This window comes from Thalassospira sp., from assembly GCF_030690045.1.
Taxonomy (GTDB): domain Bacteria; phylum Pseudomonadota; class Alphaproteobacteria; order Rhodospirillales; family Thalassospiraceae; genus Thalassospira.
On the sequence record NZ_JAUYHK010000014.1, the window covers coordinates 202,922 to 226,608 of the forward strand.

The window sequence follows — 23,687 nt, forward strand, 5'->3', positions numbered from 1 at the left end:
TGTCGCTGCATCATCATCGTCTCTTTCATCTGGCGCCAAACGCAAAAACCCGCAAGGCACAAGGCTTTGCGGGTTTCGGTCCGGGCGCATTTGCCCCGTTGATTTTTCTCTTATGCCACAGCAAAAAGAACAAATCAAGAACTTTTTTCAAAAAAATGAGAATCCCGAAAAATCACGCTTTCCGGGCGGTGAGGGGGTTAGCGAACCCCGGCGGTCTGGGTGCGGAAACGCTCGCGGGCAATTTCGGATTCGGCCAGCTGCTGGCTGGTTTGCGCGGTCTGGGTCACCTGGCTTTGCGTTACCTGCTCATCGCGTTCCGGGGTGATGTCGGTCCGTTCGGTGGCTTCGGGGCGGCCCAGCAATTCGGTCAGGCGGGCCTCAAGCGAATTCAGGCCATCCTGAAGCCGTTGTTCGGTATCATCGACATTGCTGGCAACCGTGCCATTCAGCGCGCCCAGCCCGTCCAGAATTTCACGCGCCTGTTCAAGGCCGCGTTCGACCCCGGTTTTGACCTGTGCAAAAATCTCGCGGGCTTCGTCTTCGCTGCCGGCATTGTTGGCAATCACATCGCTGGCAAGCGACAGGATGCGGTCCGCCACGGCCTCGGGCGTGTAATCATCCGGGTTCACCCCGTTGACCGACAGACCCGACGAAGACAGGCTTTCATTGATAGCCGAAACAATCTGATCGGCCGATAACAGATTGGTGGATTGCGACGACAGGGAAACCTTGGTGGCATCCGGAAAGCCCGACGCCAGAACAGTTTCGACCCGACGATTGCCCGCCCTGTCCGAGTCGTCTTGCGAAGGCAAATAAGATTGCGCCGAACGCAACGATACATTGCCGTTTTGCAAGCCATATCCGGTGGTTGAGATATCCATGACCGTCTCCTGTTTCCCGGCGCGGTTCCGCCAGAAGTCCCATAACATACCCCCAATATGGCACATCTGGCGGTAGAAAGCCATCGTCAAACATATGGGGCAGGGGATGGCGGCGGACAAAACCGTCACAAACCCTGTGATCAGGGATTGCACCGCGCGCCCGGAACCAATATTCAATCGGGTTCAATTTCAATATTGTTTCCGGGCGGTTTCCCGGCAAGGCGGACTTGGCCTTGCCCTTTGGATGCCCCGGACAGGCAGGAGCAGATTTACGGTGGCGACCTATCAGGAAAGTGCGCGCGAATTTGAAAAACGCTGGCAGGATTATTGGCGCGAAAACGATATTTATCGCACCCCCAATCCCGGCGATGCCGATTTCGATGCGACCCGGAAAAAAAGCGTCATCCTCGATATGTTCCCCTATCCCAGCGGGGTCGGCCTGCATATCGGCCATCCGCTCGGCTATATCGCGACCGATGTAAAGGCCCGCTTTGCCCGCATGCGCGGCTTTAACGTGCTGCATTCGATGGGCTTTGATGCCTTTGGCCTGCCGGCCGAACAATATGCGATCCAGACCGGGCAACATCCGCGCATCACCACCGAATCCAATATCGACAATATGCTGCGGCAACTGCAGGTGATTGGTCTGGGCCATGATCCGCATCGCCGTTTTGCCACCACCGATGCCGATTATTACAAATGGACGCAGTGGATTTTCCTGCAACTGTTCAACAGTTTCTATGACCCGACCCTGATCTGGACCGCGCCGGACGGCAAATCCGTCACCGGCCGCGCCCGCCCGATTGCCGAACTGGAACCCCTGCTGCAATCCGGCGCATGGTTGCTGGACGAAGACGGCGTGCCGCAACCCGCCAGCCTGATTTCCGATGGCGTGAAATGCGCAGCAGATGACATCGGGGCCGCCATTGACCGGGGCCGTCTGGCCTTTGTTGACGAGGTCAATGTCAATTGGTGCCCGATGCTGGGCACGGTTTTGTCGAATGAAGAAGTCACCAATGACGGCAAATCCGAACGTGGCGATTATCCGGTTTACAAACGCCCGCTCAAACAATGGATGTTGCGCATCACGTCCTATGCCGACCGGCTGGTCGCCGATCTCGAAGGGCTGGACTGGCCCAATGGCGTCGTTGAAATGCAAAAAAGCTGGATCGGGCGTTCGACCGGGGCGCGGGTCAATTTCCCGGTGACGCGCCGCGATGGCACAAATGATAAAATCGCCGTCTATACCACCCGTCCCGATACGATTTTTGGCGCAACCTATATGGTGCTGGCCCCCGAACATCCGCTGGTGGATCTGCTGGTGGCCGATGAGTGCCGCGATGCTGTCGCGGCCTATCGCCAACAGGCATCGGAACTCAAGGCCGTCTCGGCCAAGGATGATGCCGAACGTGAAAAAACCGGCGTTTTCATTGGCGCACACGCCACCAATCCGGTAACGGGCGAAAATATCCCGGTCTGGATCGCCGATTATGTCCTGATGGGCTATGGCACCGGGGCGATCATGGCGGTTCCGGCGGGGGATCAGCGCGATTTTGAATTTGCGCACAAATTCAATCTGCCGATTGTCGCAACCACCAAACCATCGGAAAACTGGCTGCGCGACAATGCGCCGTCCGATGCCGCCGGGCTGGACGCGGATGCGCTTTTTGCACGCTATATCGCCGAACCGGGGGCCTTTAAAATCGCCCAGACCGAAATCGGCGAAACCGTCAATTCCGCGAATGATGCCGTATCGATCAACGGGCTTTCCACCCCCGATGCCAAGGCGAAAATCATCGAATGGCTGGAATCCCGTGGCATTGGCCGGGGCCGGGTGCAATATAAACTGCGCGACTGGCTGTTTTCGCGGCAACGTTATTGGGGCGAACCGTTTCCGGTGTTGTTCGAGGTCGAAACCGGCAAGGTGCGCGGCATCGCGGCACAGGCCCTGCCGGTATTGCTGCCCGAGGTCAGCGATTTCAAACCGCAATCAAACGAAGACCCCAATTCCGAACCCGAACCGCCCTTGGCACGGGCAAAGGAATGGATGGATGTCGCCGGGATTGTGCTGGATGATGGATCGGTCCTGCCGGTCACTGCCGAAATTGGCGCGACTTATGCCCATGACGGGCGCGATTACACAGTGCAGGCCTTCCGCCGCGATGCCAATTCGATGCCGAACTGGGCGGGGTCGTGCTGGTATTATCTGCGCTATTTCGATGCCCATAACGATCAGGCCTTTGCCTCGCCCGATGCGGCGGCCTATTGGGGCACCTCGACCGATGCCGATGGCAAACCCAAACCCGGCGCGGTTGATTTGTATGTCGGCGGGGCGGAACATGCGGTGTTGCATCTGCTTTATGCCCGCTTCTGGCACAAGGTTCTGTTCGATCTGGGCTATGTCGCAACGCCCGAACCGTTCCAGAAACTGTTCAATCAGGGCATGATCACGGCCGATGCCTATACCGACGCCCGTGGGGTCTATGTCGATATCCATGATGTCGAAATGCGCGATGACGGCGGCAAAAAGGCCCCCTTTGACAAAAATACCGGCGAACGCCTGATCACCATTCCCGGCAAAATGGGCAAGCGCTATAAAAATGGCCTGCCGCCCGAGGAAATCTGCGACAATTTCACGATTGATACCTTCCGCACCTATGAAATGTATATGGGACCGTTGGATCAGTCCAAACCGTGGCAATCCGATGCGATTGTCGGCATGTTGCGGTTTCTGGGCAATGTCTGGAAACTGGCAACCCAGGCGGAACGCACCGGTATTGTCGATCCGAAAATCGAAACGCAATTGCATAAAACCATCGCCAAGGTCACAGCCGATATTGACGATTTGCGTCTCAATACCGCGCTGGCGGCTTTGATCGAACTGACCAATGCGCTGGGCAAACAGGATGCGGTTCATGGCGATCATGTCCGCGCACTGGCCCTTATGGTGGCCCCCTTTGCCCCGCATCTGGGCGAGGAATTGTTAAGCCACCTTGCCCCGGCCGAATTTGCTGCCAAAAAATCGGTGATCCGGTTTGACTGGCCGGTGTTCGACCCGGAAAAAGCCAGGGATGATGAATTTGAAGTGCCCGTACAGGTCAATGGCAAGAAACGCGGTGCGATCATGGTCGCCGCCGGGGCCGATCAGGCCAGTGTCGAGGCCCTGGCCAAGGCCGACCCCAATGTCGCCCGCCATCTCGACGGCATGGAAATCGTCAAGGTGATCTATGTCGGCAAACCGGTGCCGAAACTGCTCAATATCGTGGTCAAAGGCTGATCGCCACCGACCCTCAATACCAGACCAAAGGGCGTTCCACCTCGGGACGCCCTTTATGGTTCAGGCCGGTTTTGTCGGGAATGCAGCAGACGCAGGATGAAGATGCAACCCGATGCTTCATCGGGTTGATAGACGATGATATAGGGCAGGTCGGGCAGGATTTTCTCAAATGTTCCGGGTAAAGGACCTTTGCGGCCATAATTGAACTGCGTCAGATCGTTTCCGGCCTGCCGCAACCGTTGTGCAACCTTGCGTGCCGCCGGAAGGTTGTGTGTGCCGATATATCGGACCTGTTCCCTGATATCGTCCAGCGCATCGCGAGACCAGCGGACCAGATATGTCACGCCGTTTTCCGGACAGACATGGCATCCAGCATGGCGTCAATTTCGTCCATTGCATCATCATGCGCAACCGTCCGCCCGGCCTTGATATCCTCACTGCCGCGTTGGATGGCGTTGATGATATCAATTTCGCGGGTCAGATAATCTTCAAGGGCAGCGCGGATCAGATCATCACTTTCCTGATCGCGCAGGGCGGCGACTTGGTCAAGGCGGTTGCGCATGTCATCGCTGATGGTGATCGATATGCTGGCGGTCATGTGGGCTGATCCTTTCTTTACTATCGCACAGTCTAGCATAATCACGCCGATCTGAAACGGCCCGATTGTCATGAATTGACTCATGGCAATGCGGCGTTGCAAGACCTGTGGCAGGATCACGCCATGATGACTTTGGGCCTTTGGACAAGGGATAAATCATGGCAAAGCGCACATCCCCGGTTTCGGCCACGGCCACGGATGATGCATCCGCCGTCGCCTGCCGCCCGGATCATACCGACCCCGGCCATTATACCGCCCATGCGATTGACCGGGCTTTCAAGGCCAATCTGGCGCGTCTGACCAACGGTATTTCGCCTGCCGGGGTGGCCGGGATCACCTTTAACTGGCTGGCGCATCTGGCGGTGTCGCCGGGCAAACAGATCGAACTGGCGGAAAAATATAACCGCAAATTCGCCCGCCTTTGGCAATACAGCCTGCATAACGCCATAAATCCGGACAGTGCGCCCTGCATCGATCCACTGCCGACCGACAAACGGTTTGCCGGGGCAGCGTGGCAAAAATGGCCGTGGAATGTGATGTCGCAGTCCTTTTTGCTGACCCAGCAATGGTGGCACAATGCCACCACCGATGTCGATGGCCTCTCAGACGAGGATGAAAAGGTGATGTCCTTTATCCTGCGTCAGATTCTTGATCACGCCGCCCCGTCAAATTTCATTGCCACCAATCCGGAAATTCTGGCCGCGACACTGGAACAGGGCGGCATGAATCTGGTGCGCGGGCTGGAACATCTGGCCGAAGATGCCCAATTGATGCTGGCGGGAAAGAAACCGGCCGGGGCCGAAAATTTCAAGGTCGGGCGCGATGTGGCGGTCACACCGGGCAAGGTGGTGTATCGCAATCATCTGATCGAACTGATCCAGTATGCCCCGACCACGCCAAAGGTTTATGCCGAACCGGTCCTGATCGTTCCGGCATGGATCATGAAATACTACATTCTGGATTTGTCGGCGCATAATTCGCTGGTGAAATATCTGGTCGATCAGGGGCATACGGTTTTCATGGTGTCGTGGCGCAATCCGACCTCGGACGACCGTGATCTGGGGATGGAGGATTATCGTACCCTGGGTGTGATGGCGGCCCTTGATGCGGTCAGTGCAATTGTCCCGAACCGGAAAATTCATGCGGTCGGTTATTGTCTGGGGGGAACCTTGATGTCGATTGCCGCCGCCGCGATGGCGCGCGACGGCGATGACCGGCTTGCCAGCCTGACCAGTTTCGCGACCCAGATCGATTTCACCGAAGCCGGGGAACTGATGTATTTCGTGCGCGAAAGCGAGGTGTCGTACCTTGAAAGCATGATGTGGGATCAGGGGTTTCTCGATGGTTATCAGATGGCCGGGGCCTTTCAGATTTTGCGTTCCAATGATCTGATCTGGTCGCGGCTGGCGCAGGAATATCTGTTGGGTGAACGCCAGGAAATGAATGATCTGATGGCGTGGAACGCCGATTTGACGCGCATGCCCTATAAAATGCATTCGGAATATCTGCGCGGATTGTTTCTGGACAACAATCTGGCGGCGGGCCGGCATATGGTCGATGGTACCCCGGTCAATCTGGCCGATATCCGCCTTCCGGTCTTTGCAGTCGGCACGGTCAAGGATCATGTCGCGCCGTGGCGGTCGGTTTATAAAATCACCTTCCATCCGGCCACCGATGTGACCTTTGTTCTGACCAGCGGCGGCCACAATGCCGGAATCGTCAGCGAACCGGGCCATCCGCACCGGTCCTTTCAGATATCGACGAAAAAGGCCGGGGATCGTTATGTCGATCCGGATAACTGGCAACAAACGACCCCGCATCACGAAGGATCATGGTGGCCGGAATGGCAGAAATGGCTGGCGACCGGATCGAACGGGCAAGTGGCCCCTCCGGCAATCGGCAATTCGGCCCGCGGATATGCCGTGCTGGAGGATGCGCCCGGAAGTTATGTGCATCAGCAATGATACCGGAACGGGCCGGTGACGGTGATGAGGATTGACGATGCCCGCCATGCTGGCTAGAACTCACCGGTCTTTTATTTCAGGGGTGGATTGATGAGCCACGGGCGCAAGATTTCGGTGATTGGGTTGGGCTATGTCGGTTTGCCGGTGGCGGTGGCCTTTGGCACGCATATTGGCCGGACGGTGGCGTTTGACATCAACAAGAACCGTATCGCGCAATTGCGCGCCGGGCATGATGCCACCGGCGAGATAGATGATCCTGAACTGGCTGCTGCCGATCTGGTTCTGACGGATGATCCCGATGATTTGCGGCAGGCCGATTTTCACATCGTTACTGTGCCGACCCCGATTGATGGCTCCAACCGCCCGGATTTGTCGCCCTTGCGTTCTGCCTCCAAAACCGTGGGCGGCATTTTGAAACGCGGCGACATCGTGGTGTATGAAAGCACGGTCTATCCCGGTGCGACCGAAGAAGTCTGTGTGCCGATCCTTGAAAGCCTGTCAGGCCTTAAGGCCGGGGTGGATTTCACGGTCGGTTATTCACCCGAACGCATCAATCCGGGCGACCGCGAACACCGCTTTACCACCATCCTGAAAGTGGTGTCGGGCCAGACCCCGGAAACCCTTGAAATTGTCGCTGATGTTTATGGCAGTGTCGTAACCGCCGGTGTCCACAAGGCCCCGACGATCAAGGCCGCCGAAGCCGCCAAGGTGATTGAAAACACCCAGCGCGATCTGAATATCGCCCTGATGAATGAATTGTCGCTGATCTTTGATCGGGCCGGTATTGATACCCGCGATGTGCTGGAAGCTGCCGGCACCAAATGGAATTTCCTGAAATTCACGCCGGGTCTGGTTGGCGGGCATTGCATTGGCGTTGATCCCTATTACCTGACGCACAAGGCCGAAGAACTGGGATATTACCCGCAGGTGATTTTGGCCGGGCGCAGGATCAATGACGGCATGGGGGCGGTGGTTGCCAACAAGGTGATCCGTGCCCTGTTGCGCAAGGGCGGTATCAAATCGCCAGTGGTAACGGTTCTGGGCCTGACCTTTAAGGAAGATGTGCCCGATATCCGCAATACCCGCGTGATCGACATCATTCGCGAACTCGAAGATGCCGGGATCACGGTGCAGCTTCATGACCCGCTGGCCGATCCTGCCGAAGTCCGTCATGAATTTGACGGGCTGGAACTGGTCGCCGAGGCGGATTTGAAACCGGCAGATGCACTGGTTCTGGCGGTTTCGCACCGGCAATATGGCAAGGGCGGCTGGCCGATGGTGCAGAATCTTCTAAAAGACCAGCAAGGTTTTGTCGCCGATGTCCGCGCGGTGCTGGACCGTGATGCTGTGCCGGTCGGGATTGATTTCTGGCGGCTTTAATTCGGGTACAGCCCCAGTTCACGCTGCATCTTTTTTGTCAGGCCCTGTGCCACGATCCGGTGTGATGTCTGCACATGATCGCGAAGCCCCGCGTCATCAAGGCCGGGTGTATCGTAATGCTGAATCCATTTCATGCCGCGTGACGCCAGATAGGGTGCAGGCCGCAGGCCGGGCTGCGTGCGTAAAACCTCATAGGCAATATCGGATGTCTTGAAGGTAATCCCCATCGTGTTGCCTTTGGTCCAGCCCGCAATGGCAAAAACCTTGCCGCCCACTTTCCAGACATCGGCCCCGCCCCATTGCACAACATGGGTCGTCATCGGCAGGGAACGGCAAAAGTCATTGAACTCGTCACGGGTCATCCGGGGCCTCTTTGCACTGTGAAGCAGCGTGACCATTCTTGTTTGGCATGGCGGGCGAAATCAAGAGACAATCCCGAACCAGATGGCGCAAAATGCGGCCAAAATTTTCTGCACCGAAATGTTCCTGACACAAGGCACGCGCGGCCCGTGCCATTTTCACGGTTTGTTGCGGATTGTCGCGGGCCAGAACGATTTTATCGGCCAGATCAAACGGATTGTCGGGCGCACAAATGCGCCCGGTTTCGCCATCGCGGATGATGTCGCCCAAGGTGCCGACCGGGCTGCAAATCACCGGCAGGTTTGCGGCCATCGCCTCCAGCACGACAAGCGGCTGCGCCTCGTTGCGATAGCGCGACGGGAACAGCAAAAGATCGGCCTGCGCCAGCAAGGCGGATTTCGCGGCCCCGGTAACCGGCCCGTGATAGCGGCATTGATCCGATAACCCGGCATCCCTGATTTTGCGATGAAGCTGATCGGTGGTGATGTCGCCCTCCGCCCCGGCAAAAACCAGATCAAATTCAATGTTCCGTTCCCGCAGGATCGATGTCGCTGCAATCACCGTATCAATACCCTTTGTCGCAATCAGGTTGGACAGAAACAATAAATTCAGGGGTCGTGCCCGATGGATCGGCGGGCGGTCGGGGCTGGCAAAATCATCCGCCGATACGCAATTGGGCAGAATGCGGATATCGCAGGCCAGACCGGCGACCTCATCCCGCAAGGCATCACCGGGCAGAATCACGGTCTGCCCGTGCAAAACCAGTCGGGCAAAGAAGCGTTGCAGGATGCCATCTTGCAAACCCCGCCCATGCAGATGCGCAAGACAGGGAATGCCTGCCAGTCGGGCGCTTGCAACATAAAACCCATCGCGCCAGAACGCTGCCCCGCGCGGTGCGAGGCAGATATAAAGGGCATCGGGCCGATCACGAAAGATCACCCCGATCAATCGAATCCATAACCGCAATCCCGACAGGATTTTACCAATGCCGGTTTTGCCAATCGCGGCAATGGTCGGGGTAAACCGCATCGGCAGGATCGTGACGCGATATTGGGCCTGCAAGGCCGCAAGGGCGCGTTGGTTCATAATGGCCGCGCCATGTATCGGCGGCGGTAATTGCACAAGGGCCACAAGATGGGTCTTCATCACCATATGCCCCGCCAGAACCGCAGATCATAAAGCCGGGTCCATAAAGGCGGGCGAAGTACCGCCCGGTATCGGTTGCGAATCTGGCGCATCGTCTGATGATAAATCGACGGATCAAGATTTTGATAATGACGGTTGCCCTGCCGGTTGCGCGTGATCATCGCTGTATCGGCAAACAACATCGCATCGGGGCGACGGGCCAGACAGCGCAGATAAAAATCATAATCGACACAACAGGGCAGGCTGGCGTCATATCCACCAACCGTATCCCAAGTATCGCGCCAGAAAGCCAGGGATGAATGATGAAACGGATTGCCACGATAAAGGCGGTGTGGTGGGACGGGAATCAGGGATTCGGATGAGATCTTGCGATCATCCTTTGCGGCGGCAAGCAGGATTTTGTCCGGATATTGCCCTAAAATCCTGCGCACATGTGCAAGACGTTCCGGCAAGGAACGGTCATCGACATCCTGAATGCAGATTATCCCGTCGGATGCATGGTTTATGGCAAGATCAAGCGCCGCCCCCCGGCCAATGCGACCGGGCGAAATCAGGCGAAATCGCTTATCCTGATCATAGGGCGCAGGCAGCACAAATGGCGGGTCCGATCCGTCATCAACCAGAATGGCACCATCATCTGCCGTCAGGATTGCCGCCAGATTGGCAAGACAACCCGACCAATGATCATGGCCGTTATGGATGGTAACAATCATCGTGATCGGGGGTGTCATGCCACCCCCCATGACAGCCGCACCGACCCGCTGCACCCGCCATCCTGCCCCATGCGGGCGGTCAGAAACACCAGTTGCACCGGGCCAAAGGCTGAAAAATGGTGTGATGGTCCGATATGGAGGGCGGCAGAGCCGGTCAGGGTCAGGCCACTGTTTTGATCCGTCAGAATATCGGGCGCGGGGTGATGCAAAACCAACCCGGCGGGCAAAAACAGGCGCAATAACCGAAATTCATCATCCGTGCCGCTGCGATCATCGGCCGGGGTGATGTGATCGGTGATCCTGATATGATCGGCGGCGAAATGCACATGGCGTTGCCCCTTGCATCCGGCCAGATCGAAATCGACGCGCATGTCATTCCGGCCAATCGCACCGCCGATAAAACGCGCAAAATGCCGACCGCGCGGCAGGCAGGGCAGCGGCAGGCTGGCACTGTCATAAAGGCTTCTGAAATCCTGTTCGCCGCCGGTGGGTGGCAGCAACACCGCACCATCGGCCACGACAACCGGGGCCGGGGTGATGTCATAGGGGGCCGTGCCACGCACGCAACCATAAGCCTGATAACGGTCGCCGCGATAAATTCCCAAAGTATCGGGTGGCAAGACCACCGGTGCGGTGGCGTGTTCTGGTGGGGATACGGCAGGCAATTGCGCTGCACGGGCCAGAACATATCCGGCAAAGGCCAGATAATCATAATGGCGGTTATAACTGTACCAGCCCGGTGTGTCGGGATGATCCGGGGACGGGTCATGAGGAATGCCGGGCAGGTCACCCGATGCCAGCAAATTCAGCGGCAGGCTGTTATCCGCCAGCATCGCGCTTTCCAGCCGGGTCAGGATGGCGGTGGTTTGCGGGACGTAACCATGTGCAAGCAGGGCATAAAGGGCGGTGACCGCACCAAAACTTTGCCCGGCCCCGCGCCCGATCAGATTGGCATGGCCATGATCATCGGTCAGTTTGGCAATCAGGGCGGTGGCATCCTGTGCCAGTTGGCGGTGTCTGGCATCATCGCTTTGGCTGAGTAACATCGCGCAAAAGGCATGATATTGCGCGGAAAAACATCCCTTGCGGTCATAGATCAACCCGCCCCGGACGAATTGCCGCATAAAGAACCGGCCTGCCAGAATGGCGTGGAGACGCTCCCGTCGATTGCCCTGTGCAAGGGCAATCAGCCGCATCAGTCGCCAATTGGCAACCGGCGGATTTTGCGGGCGGGCACCTTGCAAAATTTCCGTGCGGGTGGCATCCGAAATCCCCGGCGCATCGCGCAGGGCATGGTCGATAAATTCGTAATGCCAGGTCCGGGTTTTCGGTTCTGTACGCAAAAATGACAGCGCCCGCGCCACCGGATCGGCAAAGGTAACCGGGTCAAGATGTTGCCACAGGGCAACGGCAAAGGCACCGGCATAAAAACCCGGTTGCGGAAAATCGCCGGTGGGGCGCTGGATACTGGCAAGCTCAATCGCGATTAATCGCGCCAGCCGCAAACAGCGTTGCTGCGGATGCCCGATGCGGTCGGAGGTCAGCGAAACCGGCATGTCACCTCCATCTGCAAGGATTGTCCGCGCCGCAGGATATTCAGCGGTACAGCCTGAATTTCCGGGGCATGACGGCCCCAGCGTTCGCGCAAGCGCCATAACAATGCCTTGCCAACGCGGTTTTGCCACAGAAATCTTGCCACCGCTTCCGGCGCGGTAACGGTAAATAACCGGTTGGCCCAGCGCAGCCAGATGACATCTTCGGGTGCGGACGGCAACATCCGCGCATGCACAATCCACAAATCCCCCTCGTCGCGCAGATACATATAAGGATCAAACCGCCCGGCCCCGTCGGCATGATCCAGCGTGATATCAATCTGATGACCGGTCCCCGACAAGGTGACATGGCGGGTGGCAAACAGGCGATACCGACCGGTATTGCGGTGGCGATATGTCTGTCCGGCAAGGGTGCCGCAATCAATGGCGTCTTTGTCAAACACCAGACGGATCACACCATCCTGCAAGATGCCATCGCGCAATGCGGTCAGGCGGGCGGTGATGCGGATCAGGTTATGATCGGGATCAGGGATGGTCTGATATTCCAGCCGCCATGATCCTTCGGCAAACTCAAAAACATCCCCCGTCCGCGTCACATGGCGGCTGGTTTCACTGAGTGTCAGGAAAGACTGGCGATCAGATGCCTCAAATCCCCAATTGCCAAAACCAAACGGCCCATATTGCCCCCGTAACAGGCGATGATCCACGATATCGGCAACCAACCGGGTCATGCCATCTGCCTTTGCATCACCGAAAACCGCCCGACCAGCGACAGCAGGGCGGCCAAAAATCCAAGTTTGACTGTCATTGCGATCAACACCGTTTGCGCCGTCCATTCGGGCATAAGGGCAAGGACAACGGCACCGCCGACAAACAACAGCAATGCTGCAATGGCAGGCCACAGGCCGCCCGGATTTTCCTGCCAGACCAAAATCTGGCGCAAGACAAAGCCGGTCAGCAGCGGCCACAGGCTGGCAATCCGAAGCAATTCCGCAAGCCCGGCAACCGGATTTTGATAGATAACGCGGATAACCATATCCGGCAGGATCAGCATCGGCAGGGCGATCAATACCCCCGGCAGCAGCAACCAGATATCGCGTCGCCATCCAACGGATTTTTGCGCAAACAATGCCGATGCAATGCCGGCAAACAGCGCACTGGCGAGCAAAACAAGACGATGCGCCATCATCAGGGCGGTATGATCGGCAGATGACAGCTTTCCGGCCAGAAGGGCAATATCCAGATTGGGCAATAACCCGGCCAGAAGCGTCATCACCACCAGCGTCATAATCGTACGGGCGGGCAAAGGGGCGAGTTTTGGAACAGGCAATGGATGGTTGGAAACCGCAAAACAACCGGCCCCCAAACAGGCCACCAGACTGATTATCGGCGCACACCAGACCAACCCGTTGACAGAGTCACTGCCAACGGCAAACACGGCCATCACAATCCCGGCCAGTTGGGCGATGGCGGCAAGCAGGGTCAGTCTGGAAAATTGCAGGCGGGCGGTCATCAGCCAGTCCGGGGCAAGCGCCGCGCATATTGGCATCAGCAAAACCGGCCATGTTGCCAGGGGCAGCATGGGGGCAAGAATGACAATGACCATTCCGGCAAGGATCAACCGCAACCCCAATAGCATAAGCAAAATACGGTGTTGTGCGGTTTGGGCAAGACGAACCAGAAGCGGCCCGCATCCGGCCTGAATAATGGTCACACCGACCCCGGCCATGATCAGGGCATTAAAATACGGCGCCAGCAAACCGGCGCTGAAATGACGGCCCAGTATCAGTAAAATCACCAGACCCCCGGCACGCGCCAAACCGGTGGCCATCATCATCCAGACCGGCGCAAGAAATTCAGCCATGACGCGACAACACCCTTTCATAGGCCGCCTCGACCCGCGTGCCATATCCCTCCGCCGTCAAATGACGGATGGTCGCGCGGGCCTGTGCGCCAAGGTTTTGACGCAGGGCAGGATGATGGATCAGGCACATCAGGGCGGTGTGAAGTGCCGTTACATCACCCGCAGGCGTCAACACCCCGTCATGACCATCGCGGATCGGGCTTCCGGCATTCGGGGTGGCAATCACGGCAAGGTTTGCGGCCATCGCCTCGATCACGGCAAGGCTGCTGCCTTCGGAAAAACTGGGAAAGACGAAAATATCGGCATTGTGCAGGGCATCCATCACATGCTTTGCCGGGCGTTTCCCCTGCCAGTCGCACCCGTCGGGCAGAGCGGCCAGATACGGTCTGGCGCAGTCGCGTGCCGGGCCGATCAGGGTCAGGGTCACGGAAATGCCGACCTGATGCCGCAACATCGAAAATGCGGCCAGCAATGGCCGGATACCTTTGGCAATGGCAATATCGCCAACATACAACAGTTTGATCCCGTTTTCCCCGCCATCCGTGCGGCGCGGTTGGGTTAAAAGATGGCTGGCACGCGGCGCGTCAAACGGGATGATGTGAATATGCCGTTCCGCAATCCCGCATTCTGCCAATCCGCAGGCAACGGTTTCGGACGGTGCAAATACCGCATCGGCAAAACGGGCTTCTGCGGTGCGGCGTTGTGCCAGAAATCCCGATATTTCCCGCCATGTCCGGCCATGACGGCAATATTCCGGGGCAAGCTGTTTCTGGCGGATCGGGGCCAGTTGCCCGGTGACATCGCTGATGCACACAATGCCCTGATCACGCGCCTTGCGCATCGCAGGCAGACTGTAATTACCCTGTCCGTGCAACAGGCGAATGGGGCCCGGCATGTGATATTTTGCCAGCCACGATAACGGCAGATCGGACCAAAGATTATGGCCCGGCAGGCGCAAAGTCCGTGCGGCCTTGCCCAAAATATCGGGCATCACATGACGGCCCGGTATGGACGAGATAACCGGATCAAGTCGCCGGGCGGCGGGATTGGGCCAGCCCGTCCCATCGGTTCGCCAGAAACTGTCCCACCGTGCCAGCCGGTTCTTTTGGGTCAGATGTGCCGCCAGAATGCGAAACTGGTCCACCCGGCCAATCATCCAGATATCGCGGTTTTCGGTCATGATAAATCCCCTGATTTGGGGATAAGGGCACAGGCCCGCCACATCTGATCGGCCGCATATTGGGCTGTCAGGTGGGCGGTCGCGGTCTGTTGTGTCGTGCAGGTGTTATGCCATGTGGTGTTGTCTCGTAACAGGGCCGCACATTTTTCAACCCAGATATCGATTTTTCCCACTGGCAACATGGTTTCACCGGCCACCAGAACATCATGGGCACAACCTGTCCGGTCACTGGCAAGTGCCACCGTGCCCGATTGCATTGCCTCGATCACCGCAACGCCGTACGCATCATTATGACTGGGAAGCAGAAACAGACGGGCGGATTGGTAAATAGCAGACAGGCGATGCGGTGTGACCGGGGCCGTGATGGTGCTGATATCGTGCAAGCCATACCGGGTGATGGCCTTGCGGGCGATGGTGTCATCATCGGGAATGCCGACAATGTGAAGGCCGGTGACAGAATGGCAATCGCGCAAGCGGGCAACAATGCACAGGAAATCCTCAAACCCCTTTGAAAACGTCGGTCGGCCACACCACAGCACATCAAACCGGCGGGTTTCCAAAGGCGGGGCGATTGAAGCCGGAACCGCAAAAGAAGCCGGGATCGGCGCAATGACAATCCGGCGGGGTTCCATGCCGGACTGCACGAACCAGTCTGCCCCCTTGCTTCCCGCCGCAATCTCGGCGGCGGCACCGGACATCAGGTAACGGCGGACCCGACGGCGCAGCGGATTGGCATAAATCCGTTCCGACCCGGTCCAGCCATCCGATTGCACGATATAGGGAATATGATTTGCCTTGCACCAGAACGCAGCACGCCATTGTGCCGGACCAAATCCGGCAATGATCACGATATCGGGCCGGATCGACTTCAGCGACGCGACAAGCCCGGTATTGAACGTCAATACGCGGTTTTCGCCCAATGGCAGTGCCAGACCGGGCAAACGGGTCTGGGCATAGGGGCCGGTGGCAATCGGCCAGTCGCGTTGCGGTTCGCCCGCCTGTGTCGTGATGATGTGCAACATCCCGCCTTCTTGCACCAGCCTGTCGGCAAAAGCAGCATAGACCGCCTTTCGATAAGGCGGGATCAGGTTGGTCAGAAGAACAATCCGCACGGGAAACTTTCATTTTTAACGCGCCATCTTGGCATCCTACGCAATCACGGGTTAAGCTTCATCCTCAAAATGATCCGGTGCCGGGGGGTAGGCGGGGGATGAGCATATTTTTCGGGTTGCGGCTGGACCATCGTCCTCTGGATGTGGTGGCAAAGACGATATTGGCCGATATGGAAAACGGGCACCGGGTCCGGCATTTGTCGTTGAATGCGGTCAAACTGGTGTCGGCCCGCCGCGATCCGGCCTTGCAGGATGCCCTTGCACGCTGTGATGTTTTGTCTGCCGATGGCATGGGTATTGTCTGGGCCGCAAGGATGCTGGGATATCGGGTGGCCGAACGGGTCAGTGGCATTGATCTGATGATGGCCTTGATGCCCGGATTGGCACAACGGGGATTGCGGGTGTTTTTGCTAGGCGCACGGCCCCAAATCGTGGCGCGAACAGCCGATATTTTACAACGCGATTATCCCGGCCTGATCATCGGCGGGTATCATCATGGCTATAATGGCGATGATGATGCTTTGACGAAAATCATAAGGGCCAGCCGGGCCGATGTGGCGTTTGTCGCCCTGCCATCGCCGCGCAAGGATATTTTTGTGTGCGATCAGGCCGATGCCACCGGATGCTACCTGATGATGGCGGTGGGTGGGGCGTTTGATGTGATTGCCGGGGATATCCGCCGGGCCCCCAAAATCTGGCAAAATTGCGGATGTGAATGGCTGTGGCGGGTGTTGCAGGACCCGCGTGATAAAGCACCGCGATACGGCATGGGGCTGACGCAGTTTGCCGGATTGATTGCCACTGCGATGGTGCGGCGGATGCGCCTTGCCCTTGCCGCCATTGTGCTTTGCGCCTGCTTTTTGGGTTTTGGCACGGCGAAGGGGCAGGAAATTGCACCGCCAGATACCCTGCGCCAAAATCTGGCCGCGCTTCCGTCCGCCGATAACCGTTTTGCCCGCATTCAGGCTGCAACGCAGATTGTTGCCGGGTTTTTGCAGGGGCGGGATGATGCCGGGATTGACGCGCCAGCCCTGATCCATGCGCTGGAAACCTTTTTCCGCGACCAGTACGGGGCCGGGGTCGAAGATCGCCTGATCTGGCAGGATGTCATGATGGTGATCGAACAGGTTTGGGTCAGGGTTGTCAATGCGCCGCACCTGTTTGCAACTGCCTTGGTTGCGGCACTGGAGAACTGGATCGACGAAGCCGTGGCATATCTTGTGGAACTGACGCGGGGCCGCGATGGTCTGGCAGCGGATATTTTGCGCTATGCCCCGGCACTCGCCGCCCGGTTGGGTCCGGGGGCGCGACAGGTGCTATCCGCTGCTGTGCCCGATACCAGTCCATCGCCCGTCGCATCGGCTCCGAACCGGGGCGGGTTTTTGTATAATACCGAACCGGACCGGGTGTTTCGCCGCTCCGATCATGGCGGCATGTACTGGAATCTTGATCTGGCCGAGGCGCGCGATGTGATCGCGCTGCCCGATACCAGCCGCCCCGATGCCAGCCCCTATTGACAGGAACCAAAACCCCATGACGACAGATACGCCGCGTTCCATGCCATCTGCTTCCGGTCATGTTATGGCGCCGGATCGTTTTGTGTCACTGGCCGATCTCATTCCGGTCCTGTGGCAGCGGCGCGGCATTGTGGTGGTGGTCGCCGTTGTGGTGATGGTGATCGGCGGGGCTGGAATTTCGCGGTTTGATCCGGCCTGGCGGGCCGTGGCGGAAATCGGTTTTGCTCACCCGGTTCCGGCATTGTCCGGGGGGCAAGGCAATGGCTTTGGCCTGCCTGTGGCGCACAGCAATGGCGATCTTGAAACAGAGGCCGCGATTTTGCGCAGCACCTCTGTTTTGTCAGCGGCACGGGCAGTAATTGTCGGGCAAGGGGTGGAAATTTCCCCGGCGAAGGATATCCGGCCCGGCGATGACCCCGAAGTCCTGGATATTGCGGCTTTACGCGCAAAAATGACGGTGGAGCAGGCCGGTCATGCACGGGTTCTGGCAATTGCGGTGCACGATCACGACCCGGTACGCGCCGCCCTTATCGCGGATGCAATTGCCGAAACCTATGTCTGGCAGCGCGAACGCGATCAAAGACGTGTCTTGTCAAACCGCCTGATGGATATCGTCGCCCAACGCGAACAGGTCGAAACCGCCTTGCAACAGGCCGATGCCAATATCGCAGCCTGGCAGGCGGGCAACGGTTTTCTGGAACCCGATGACAGCGACATGGCCCGCGCCCGTCTGCGCGATCTGACCCCGGAATATGAGTCCGCCCGCATTGAATTTGAACAGATCCGCGAACGCGCCCGGATATGGCAACAGGCGCAACAGGACGGTAATGCGCAAACTCTTCTGACTCTCCCCGAAATCGCTGGGGACGAAACCCTGCGCAGCATGACTACCCGCCACAGCCAGTTGCGTGGAACCTTGTCCGACTTGCGGCAACGTTATGGCGATCGTCACCCGGCGGTAATCGCCCGACAGGCCGAAAGCGATGCGCTATATGCCGATATTTTGCAGATAGCCACCCGGATCGGGAACCGGATTTCCCGCGATCTGGCGCAGGCCGATATCCGTCAAAACCAATTGGCCGCCCGCATGGCGCAATGGCAGGATGCCTTGCAATTGCGCCATACGGCCCGGTTGACGCTGAATGATCTGATCCGCAAGGCCGATCTGGCGCGTCAGAATCTTGTAATTCTGGGCGAAACCGAACGCAATATCCGGGCCGAACTGGCAGCATTGCAGTCCGATACCGAAATTTTGCGCATGGCGGTAATCCCCGGTCAGCCGCAATTCCCCGCCCGTCGCGATCTGGCCCTTGCCGTGGTTATGCTGGCTCTTTTTGCCGCTGTGGCGGCGGCATTGTTGCGCCATTACAGCGATCAGGCGGTGCGCAATGGCGATGATCTGGCACAATTCGGGGCGGTGCCGCTTTTTGCCGAAATCCCGCAGGCCGGGCGTGATGGCGGTGCCGAAGAACGCGATGCCGTCGCCCATTTACGCACAATGTTGCAAATTGGCGGCGTCGGGGTGAATCGCAAGATTGTCTGTCTGACATCGGCAGTATCGGGCGAAGGCAAAAGCCGCCTTGCCCGCAATCTGGCCCGCAGTTTTGCCGCCACCGGGCGCAAGACATTGTTGCTGGATGCCGATTTGCGCCGCCCGTCCCATGTGGCCCTCCCCGGTGCGGTGTCGGCGGATTTATGCGCGGTTCTGATTGGGGAATGCGACCTTGCCGATGCGATTGTCCGTTCGGGTGGCGGTTTGGCCGATTTCATCGGGGCGCGTGCGGCCCTGCCGGGCGATATGGCGGCTCTTTTGATTGCCGGGAAAATGCCCGGAATATTAACCCAATTGCGCGAAATCTATGATGTGATCGTGGTGGATGCACCGCCGGTTTTACCGGTCAGCGATGCGATCTGGCTGATGAAAGCGGCCGATACCGGGTTGCTGCTGGTTCGGGCCGGGCATAGCAAGGCAGGCGATATAAGCCGGGCGATTGCGCGGCTGGTCGCCAGTGTCGGTCCAATGGATGGCATGGTTTTGATCGGGGTGCCATCGCGTGGGGCCTATGGCGGGGCGGTCGATCATGCCGCCTCATGGGACGCGGCAGCACAATGACGGGCCGGATCCGGATTTTTGCGGTCGGGCTGGCGTCGGTTGTGATTGCGCTGGTGGTGCTGATCCTTGAGGGACAGGCCTTCAGGTCGGGTGGCGGCGGTAACGATCTGGTACGCCATCCGGTCGGCTTTATCCGCGCCGCGCAGGAATCCGGAATGGCAACCGCATGGCAGGCGGGCGATTGGCCGACAATGCGGATATGGGCCGAACGTCAGATGCAAATTCGCCCCCATGATGCCGGGGTGATCAGCATCTATGCGCTGATTTTGGCACAGGGACCAGATGGCATCGCCCGCCAGAACGACATTACCGCCCTGCTGTCACGGGCTGCCCGTCTGGCCCCGCATCGCCCCGATTTACCGCCCTTGTGGCAGGCGACACTGGCACAGTTGAACCGGCCAGAATCAATATCGGCAAGATCAGGGCAGGCAGAATGATCACGCTGTCAAACAGGGCATGGGTCAGGGCGACGGTGACAAATCCGGCCAGCAGGGCCCGATCTTTGGGCTGGGCAGTTGCGCGCAGGATACGGATGGCAAAGGCAAGGATTGCAGCGATCCCGATGAAGGCGACAGGCAGGCCAAAACACAGGGCCGCGTCCAAAAACAGATTATGGCTGTTGGGCCATCTTGCCGCCATGTTCAATTCCGGTGTCGCAAAATGATCAATCACCAGATTCATTCCGCCCGTGCCATATCCGGCAAGGGGCCGTGCCGCGATGGCAGCCAGTGCCGTGCGCCACAAATCATCACGTTGCAAAAAATCGGGGCGGGCCAGTTCGGCAAAGCGTGCGGTCAGGGTCGTGTCACTGAGGATCAGCAACATCATCGCCAGGGGAATCATGAACATAATGATCTTGCGGCGGGCCACCGGCGCAAAAACCATCATCGCCATCAGGCCGGTGGCAAGGCTGATCAGGCTGGCCCGCGAATGGGCGGCAATCAGGGCGACGGTCAGGATCATCGCAAGCGCGATCCAGCCGCCCTGTCGGTCCAGACGGTGCATCAACGGACCGGAAACCCGTGCCCATTGATGCAGACACCCCAGAATGCCGATTACCATCAACGCGCCAAAGGCATTGCGATTGGCAAAACTGCCGGTGGCATCCCCGATATGGGCGGTTTTGGTGAACCACAAATTTGTCGGCACCTCAAACCCGGCAAGAATTCCGGCCAGAACCGCCTGTATCAGCGCCGAGGCGATAACGATACGGATGATCAGATTGCCGTCCGGTCGCAGGATGTGCGCCAGCGTAAAAGCCAGCAAACAGAACAACAGCATCAGCAAACCCGCAGGCAGGGCCGCCGGGTTCAGCGCGATGGTGCTGTCAATCGCCGGAAAATCGGCAGGGCCAAACAGCGGCAGGGATTGCACAACCATCCAGCCGCCCAACAGCACCCCGGCCAGCCAGATTTTGGCAAGGATCGGATAATCGATGCGCTGTTGGGCAAAACTGCCCGCCATCCCCCCGATCCCCAGACACAGGATCAGAATCGCCAGCGCCCACAACCGCGCCCCGCCCAGCAAAATCGGGGCAATGACCACCGGCAAAAGCAAACAGTAAACAGCAATCCTTGCAGCCATGCTTTATCCATATCCATCCGGGTCCAGAAGGCATGAGAATAGAATGACCGGCACAAAACAGCCAGCAGGTGTTGGTTCCCATCCCGAAAATGCCGTTTTCACCATGACCGCCCTGGCGGCAATGGTGTTGTCTTTATGGTTGTTGCCGCTGGGCGGGACGGCGTCCAAGGCGGTTCTGGTCGGGTTTTGGGGTCTGGCGGTATTAAGGGCCGGTATGGGCCGGGTATCACGCCATGATGTGGCGGGCGGGTTGTGTGTGCTGGCTTTGTGCGTCTGGATCGGGATCGGCGCCGGAACCATGGACGAAAAAATCCGGCTGATCGGCAATGTGGTGTTGCTGCCGCTGGGCATTGTCGCCGGGGCGGTGTATGGGCGGCGTTGTATCTTGCCGGTCGGTCTGGCGATGGGGGTGTTTCTGGTTTTCGATGCCCGTCTGATCCTGACCCATGAAGGCTGGCGGCTTAATCATCCGTTTTTGTTTCTGGCGCTGGTGTCGATCTGGGCCGGGACCGGGGACAAGGCCGGAAAAACCGGCGCAATTCTGGCGGCCCTTGCGGTGATGATGAGCCAGACCCGCATTGCCGTTCTGGCCTTGCTGGTGATCGGGGTGGGGCATTTGCGCTGGCAGCGCGCCGTGACATGGTTGTGGCTTTTGCCTGCTGCGTTGGCATTGGTCGGGATTGCGGCCCTGTTTTTACCACGCCTGTTGCAGACACATGGCAGCGGACGGCTGGCATTTTGGCAGATGTTCTGGCAGGCATGGCAAAATGCCCCGGCCCCGGATCGCTGGTTTGGTTTTGGCGCAGGCCGTGTCGAGGCGGTCCTGTCCCAGCTTGACAGTGCCGCATCGTTCGGTGCCCTGCATAATGACCATTTCCGCATCCTGTTTGAAACCGGCTGGATCGGGGCGGGGTTATGGGGGATGTTGTGGATCTGGTTGGTCTGGCGGGTGCGGTCATCGCGGGCGGCGGTCATGATTTTACTGTCCGTGATGCTGACCATGATCACGGATAATACCCTGTCCTACGGGCATTATCTGATCGTCAGTGGGATTGCCGCAGGCATGGCGATGAGGAATGCAGATGACCGATGATCTGATCCGCCGGACGACCGGGGTGCAGGACCGGGTTCTGGGCTGGATGCAGGCACAGGATTTTACCGGGGCCGATCCGTTTGACGGGCTTGAAAGCCGGTGGTTTCAGATGTCCGGCCTTGGCCGCTGGCGCGAAACGCGGCTGGTGTGGCTGCAAATCCTCAAACATGCGCCGGGATGGATGCGCCATGCGGCACATATTCCGCTGGCCTGCAATCCCAAAACGCTGGCTTTGATGTCGGGGGCGGCGGATGGTGTTGCCTTGTGCGCGGTTGGCGACCGATTGCTGTCGCTGCAAAATCCCGATGGCGGCTGGGGCTATCCCTTTGCGTGGCAGGCGCGGGCATTTTATGCCGGGCGCACTCAGTCAAACGCGATTGTCACCGCCTTTGCCGTCGATGGGCTGATTGCAAATGGTCTGGCCCGGCATGATCCGGCGATGAAACGGGCGGCGGATTTCATGATCCGCGATCTGTGGCGGCATGGCTATTTTGCCTATCTGGGCGATGATGATACCGAAATCCATAATGCCAGCCTGTGGACGGCATGGGCGCTGCATCAAATACGACCGGGCCACGAAGTATCACATCGCGCCGTGGCGCGGGTGGTGGCCGCCCAACAGGCGGATGGATCATGGTCCTATGGCACGCGGCCCCATCATCGCTTTGTCGATGGGTTTCATACCGGCTATCTGCTGGATCTGCTGGACCGGTTCCGCAAGGCCGGGATGGCGGACCTTGATACGCCAATTGCCCGTGGGCTGGATTTTTACCGGGCGCAGTGTTTCAATGCGCACGGCCTGCCCCGAACCTTTGCCGGGCGGGCCGGATATATTGATACACACGCCGTCGCCCAAGCCATCGGTACCTTGCAACGGTTTGGTTTTGATGGCCCTGCACGGCATGTCATGGCGTTTGCCCTGGACCGTTTGTTTGACGATGATCGCGGTCTGTTTTACGCCGGTCTTGGGTATCTTGGCCCCGACCGCCGGGTTTTCATGCGCTGGACACAGGGCTGGATGGTCTGGGCGCTGTCGATTATGATCCGGGCGGCGCAACAACAGGCCGACAAATGATGCAAATCCTGAGTTTTGACCACCCCGACCCGGATCGGGCCGATAAGGAAGCCATGCTGTATCGCCTGTCCGAAACCGGTTTTCGGGATCTGTATCACCGCACCCGCGCCGAGGCATCGGCGATGCGCCGGGCGGGTGATATGGAACGGCTTTATGGCCTGACACGCGGCCTGAAAACCCTGCAACGAATTGGCGGGGAAAGGGGAATTGTCCTGAAAGTGCAGCGGGCCGAATGAATTGTGCTGCTGACTGCGGACCCCATGGTTGCCCGGTATTC

At 58.5% G+C, this 23,687-nt stretch carries 20 protein-coding genes; 8 read left to right on the plus strand and 12 right to left on the minus strand.

Features of this window, described 5'->3' with window-relative positions; translation table 11 throughout:
• Window positions 1–197 precede the first annotated feature (197 nt).
• The gene (locus Q8O73_RS11375; RefSeq protein ID WP_305558278.1) at window positions 198–881 is read right to left on the minus strand and encodes a DUF5610 domain-containing protein; all 684 of its coding nucleotides are present in this window, start codon (window positions 879–881) and stop codon (window positions 198–200) included.
• Window positions 882–1,155: 274 nt separating this feature from the next.
• Here Q8O73_RS11375 and Q8O73_RS11380 point away from each other — a divergent pair, with 274 nt between their 5' ends.
• Window positions 1,156–4,158 carry a leucine--tRNA ligase gene (locus tag Q8O73_RS11380; protein WP_305558279.1) on the plus strand — a complete coding sequence of 1,001 codons (3,003 nt, stop codon included), beginning with the start codon at window positions 1,156–1,158 and terminating at the stop codon, window positions 4,156–4,158.
• Window positions 4,159–4,211: 53 nt separating this feature from the next.
• On the opposite strand, the gene Q8O73_RS11385 is transcribed toward Q8O73_RS11380, so the two are convergent.
• Both Q8O73_RS11385 and Q8O73_RS11390 read right to left on the minus strand, forming a co-directional pair.
• Complete coding sequence (locus Q8O73_RS11385) at window positions 4,212–4,502, minus strand: type II toxin-antitoxin system RelE/ParE family toxin (RefSeq protein ID WP_305558280.1); 291 nt, start codon at window positions 4,500–4,502, stop codon at window positions 4,212–4,214.
• Window positions 4,499–4,756: a CopG family ribbon-helix-helix protein gene (locus Q8O73_RS11390; protein ID WP_305558281.1), complete on the minus strand. Its 258-nt coding sequence runs from the start codon at window positions 4,754–4,756 to the stop codon at window positions 4,499–4,501. The genes Q8O73_RS11385 and Q8O73_RS11390 overlap by 4 nt, the downstream gene beginning before the upstream one ends.
• Before the next feature lie 158 nt (window positions 4,757–4,914).
• Here Q8O73_RS11390 and Q8O73_RS11395 point away from each other — a divergent pair, with 158 nt between their 5' ends.
• Together Q8O73_RS11395 and Q8O73_RS11400 are read left to right on the plus strand one after the other, a co-directional pair.
• Complete coding sequence (locus tag Q8O73_RS11395; protein ID WP_305558282.1) at window positions 4,915–6,720, plus strand: alpha/beta hydrolase; 1,806 nt, start codon at window positions 4,915–4,917, stop codon at window positions 6,718–6,720.
• Window positions 6,721–6,810: 90 nt separating this feature from the next.
• Window positions 6,811–8,100 (plus strand): nucleotide sugar dehydrogenase, encoded by a 1,290-nt coding sequence (locus tag Q8O73_RS11400; protein WP_305558283.1) that lies wholly within the window; start codon window positions 6,811–6,813, stop codon window positions 8,098–8,100.
• Here Q8O73_RS11400 and Q8O73_RS11405 read toward each other — a convergent pair.
• The 8 genes from Q8O73_RS11405 to Q8O73_RS11440 are packed head-to-tail and all read right to left on the minus strand — an operon-like array spanning window position 8,097 to window position 16,028.
• Window positions 8,097–8,462 (minus strand): MmcQ/YjbR family DNA-binding protein, encoded by a 366-nt coding sequence (locus Q8O73_RS11405; protein ID WP_305558284.1) that lies wholly within the window; start codon window positions 8,460–8,462, stop codon window positions 8,097–8,099. The genes Q8O73_RS11400 and Q8O73_RS11405 overlap by 4 nt on opposite strands.
• Window positions 8,452–9,606 carry a glycosyltransferase family 4 protein gene (locus Q8O73_RS11410; protein ID WP_305558285.1) on the minus strand — a complete coding sequence of 385 codons (1,155 nt, stop codon included), beginning with the start codon at window positions 9,604–9,606 and terminating at the stop codon, window positions 8,452–8,454. The genes Q8O73_RS11405 and Q8O73_RS11410 overlap by 11 nt, the downstream gene beginning before the upstream one ends.
• The gene (locus Q8O73_RS11415) at window positions 9,606–10,337 is read right to left on the minus strand and encodes a glycosyltransferase family 2 protein (RefSeq protein WP_305558286.1); all 732 of its coding nucleotides are present in this window, start codon (window positions 10,335–10,337) and stop codon (window positions 9,606–9,608) included. Before Q8O73_RS11415 ends, Q8O73_RS11410 begins: the two co-directional genes overlap by 1 nt.
• Window positions 10,334–11,875, minus strand: coding sequence for a hypothetical protein (locus tag Q8O73_RS11420; protein ID WP_305558287.1), 1,542 nt, complete (start codon window positions 11,873–11,875; stop codon window positions 10,334–10,336). The genes Q8O73_RS11415 and Q8O73_RS11420 overlap by 4 nt, the downstream gene beginning before the upstream one ends.
• A complete protein-coding gene (locus Q8O73_RS11425) occupies window positions 11,860–12,603 on the minus strand; it encodes a hypothetical protein (protein WP_305558288.1) in 744 nt (247 codons plus the stop codon). Before Q8O73_RS11425 ends, Q8O73_RS11420 begins: the two co-directional genes overlap by 16 nt.
• A complete protein-coding gene (locus tag Q8O73_RS11430) occupies window positions 12,600–13,736 on the minus strand; it encodes a hypothetical protein (RefSeq protein WP_305558289.1) in 1,137 nt (378 codons plus the stop codon). Before Q8O73_RS11430 ends, Q8O73_RS11425 begins: the two co-directional genes overlap by 4 nt.
• A complete protein-coding gene (locus Q8O73_RS11435) occupies window positions 13,729–14,916 on the minus strand; it encodes a glycosyltransferase family 4 protein (RefSeq protein ID WP_305558290.1) in 1,188 nt (395 codons plus the stop codon). Before Q8O73_RS11435 ends, Q8O73_RS11430 begins: the two co-directional genes overlap by 8 nt.
• Complete coding sequence (locus Q8O73_RS11440; protein WP_305558291.1) at window positions 14,913–16,028, minus strand: glycosyltransferase family 4 protein; 1,116 nt, start codon at window positions 16,026–16,028, stop codon at window positions 14,913–14,915. The genes Q8O73_RS11435 and Q8O73_RS11440 overlap by 4 nt, the downstream gene beginning before the upstream one ends.
• Before the next feature lie 98 nt (window positions 16,029–16,126).
• Between Q8O73_RS11440 and Q8O73_RS11445 the strand changes: the two genes are divergently transcribed.
• Complete coding sequence (locus tag Q8O73_RS11445; RefSeq protein ID WP_305558292.1) at window positions 16,127–17,545, plus strand: WecB/TagA/CpsF family glycosyltransferase; 1,419 nt, start codon at window positions 16,127–16,129, stop codon at window positions 17,543–17,545.
• Between the two features lie 16 nt (window positions 17,546–17,561).
• The gene (locus Q8O73_RS11450; RefSeq protein ID WP_305558293.1) at window positions 17,562–19,658 is read left to right on the plus strand and encodes a tyrosine-protein kinase domain-containing protein; all 2,097 of its coding nucleotides are present in this window, start codon (window positions 17,562–17,564) and stop codon (window positions 19,656–19,658) included.
• 306 nt (window positions 19,659–19,964) lie between these two features.
• Here the strand turns inward: Q8O73_RS11450 and Q8O73_RS11455 are convergent, their stop codons facing one another.
• Entirely contained in the window at window positions 19,965–21,242 is a 1,278-nt protein-coding gene (locus Q8O73_RS11455) for an O-antigen ligase (protein ID WP_305558294.1), read from the minus strand.
• Between the two features lie 43 nt (window positions 21,243–21,285).
• On the opposite strand from Q8O73_RS11455, the gene Q8O73_RS11460 reads away from it, so the two are divergent.
• From Q8O73_RS11460 to Q8O73_RS11470, 3 genes are read left to right on the plus strand one after another with little or no spacing between them, the layout of a single operon-like run.
• Window positions 21,286–22,335 carry an O-antigen ligase gene (locus tag Q8O73_RS11460; RefSeq protein WP_305558295.1) on the plus strand — a complete coding sequence of 350 codons (1,050 nt, stop codon included), beginning with the start codon at window positions 21,286–21,288 and terminating at the stop codon, window positions 22,333–22,335.
• Entirely contained in the window at window positions 22,325–23,410 is a 1,086-nt protein-coding gene (locus Q8O73_RS11465) for a hypothetical protein (RefSeq protein WP_305558296.1), read from the plus strand. The genes Q8O73_RS11460 and Q8O73_RS11465 overlap by 11 nt, the downstream gene beginning before the upstream one ends.
• Window positions 23,407–23,646 (plus strand): hypothetical protein, encoded by a 240-nt coding sequence (locus tag Q8O73_RS11470; RefSeq protein ID WP_305558297.1) that lies wholly within the window; start codon window positions 23,407–23,409, stop codon window positions 23,644–23,646. The genes Q8O73_RS11465 and Q8O73_RS11470 overlap by 4 nt, the downstream gene beginning before the upstream one ends.
• The last annotated feature ends 41 nt before the right edge of the window (window positions 23,647–23,687 follow it).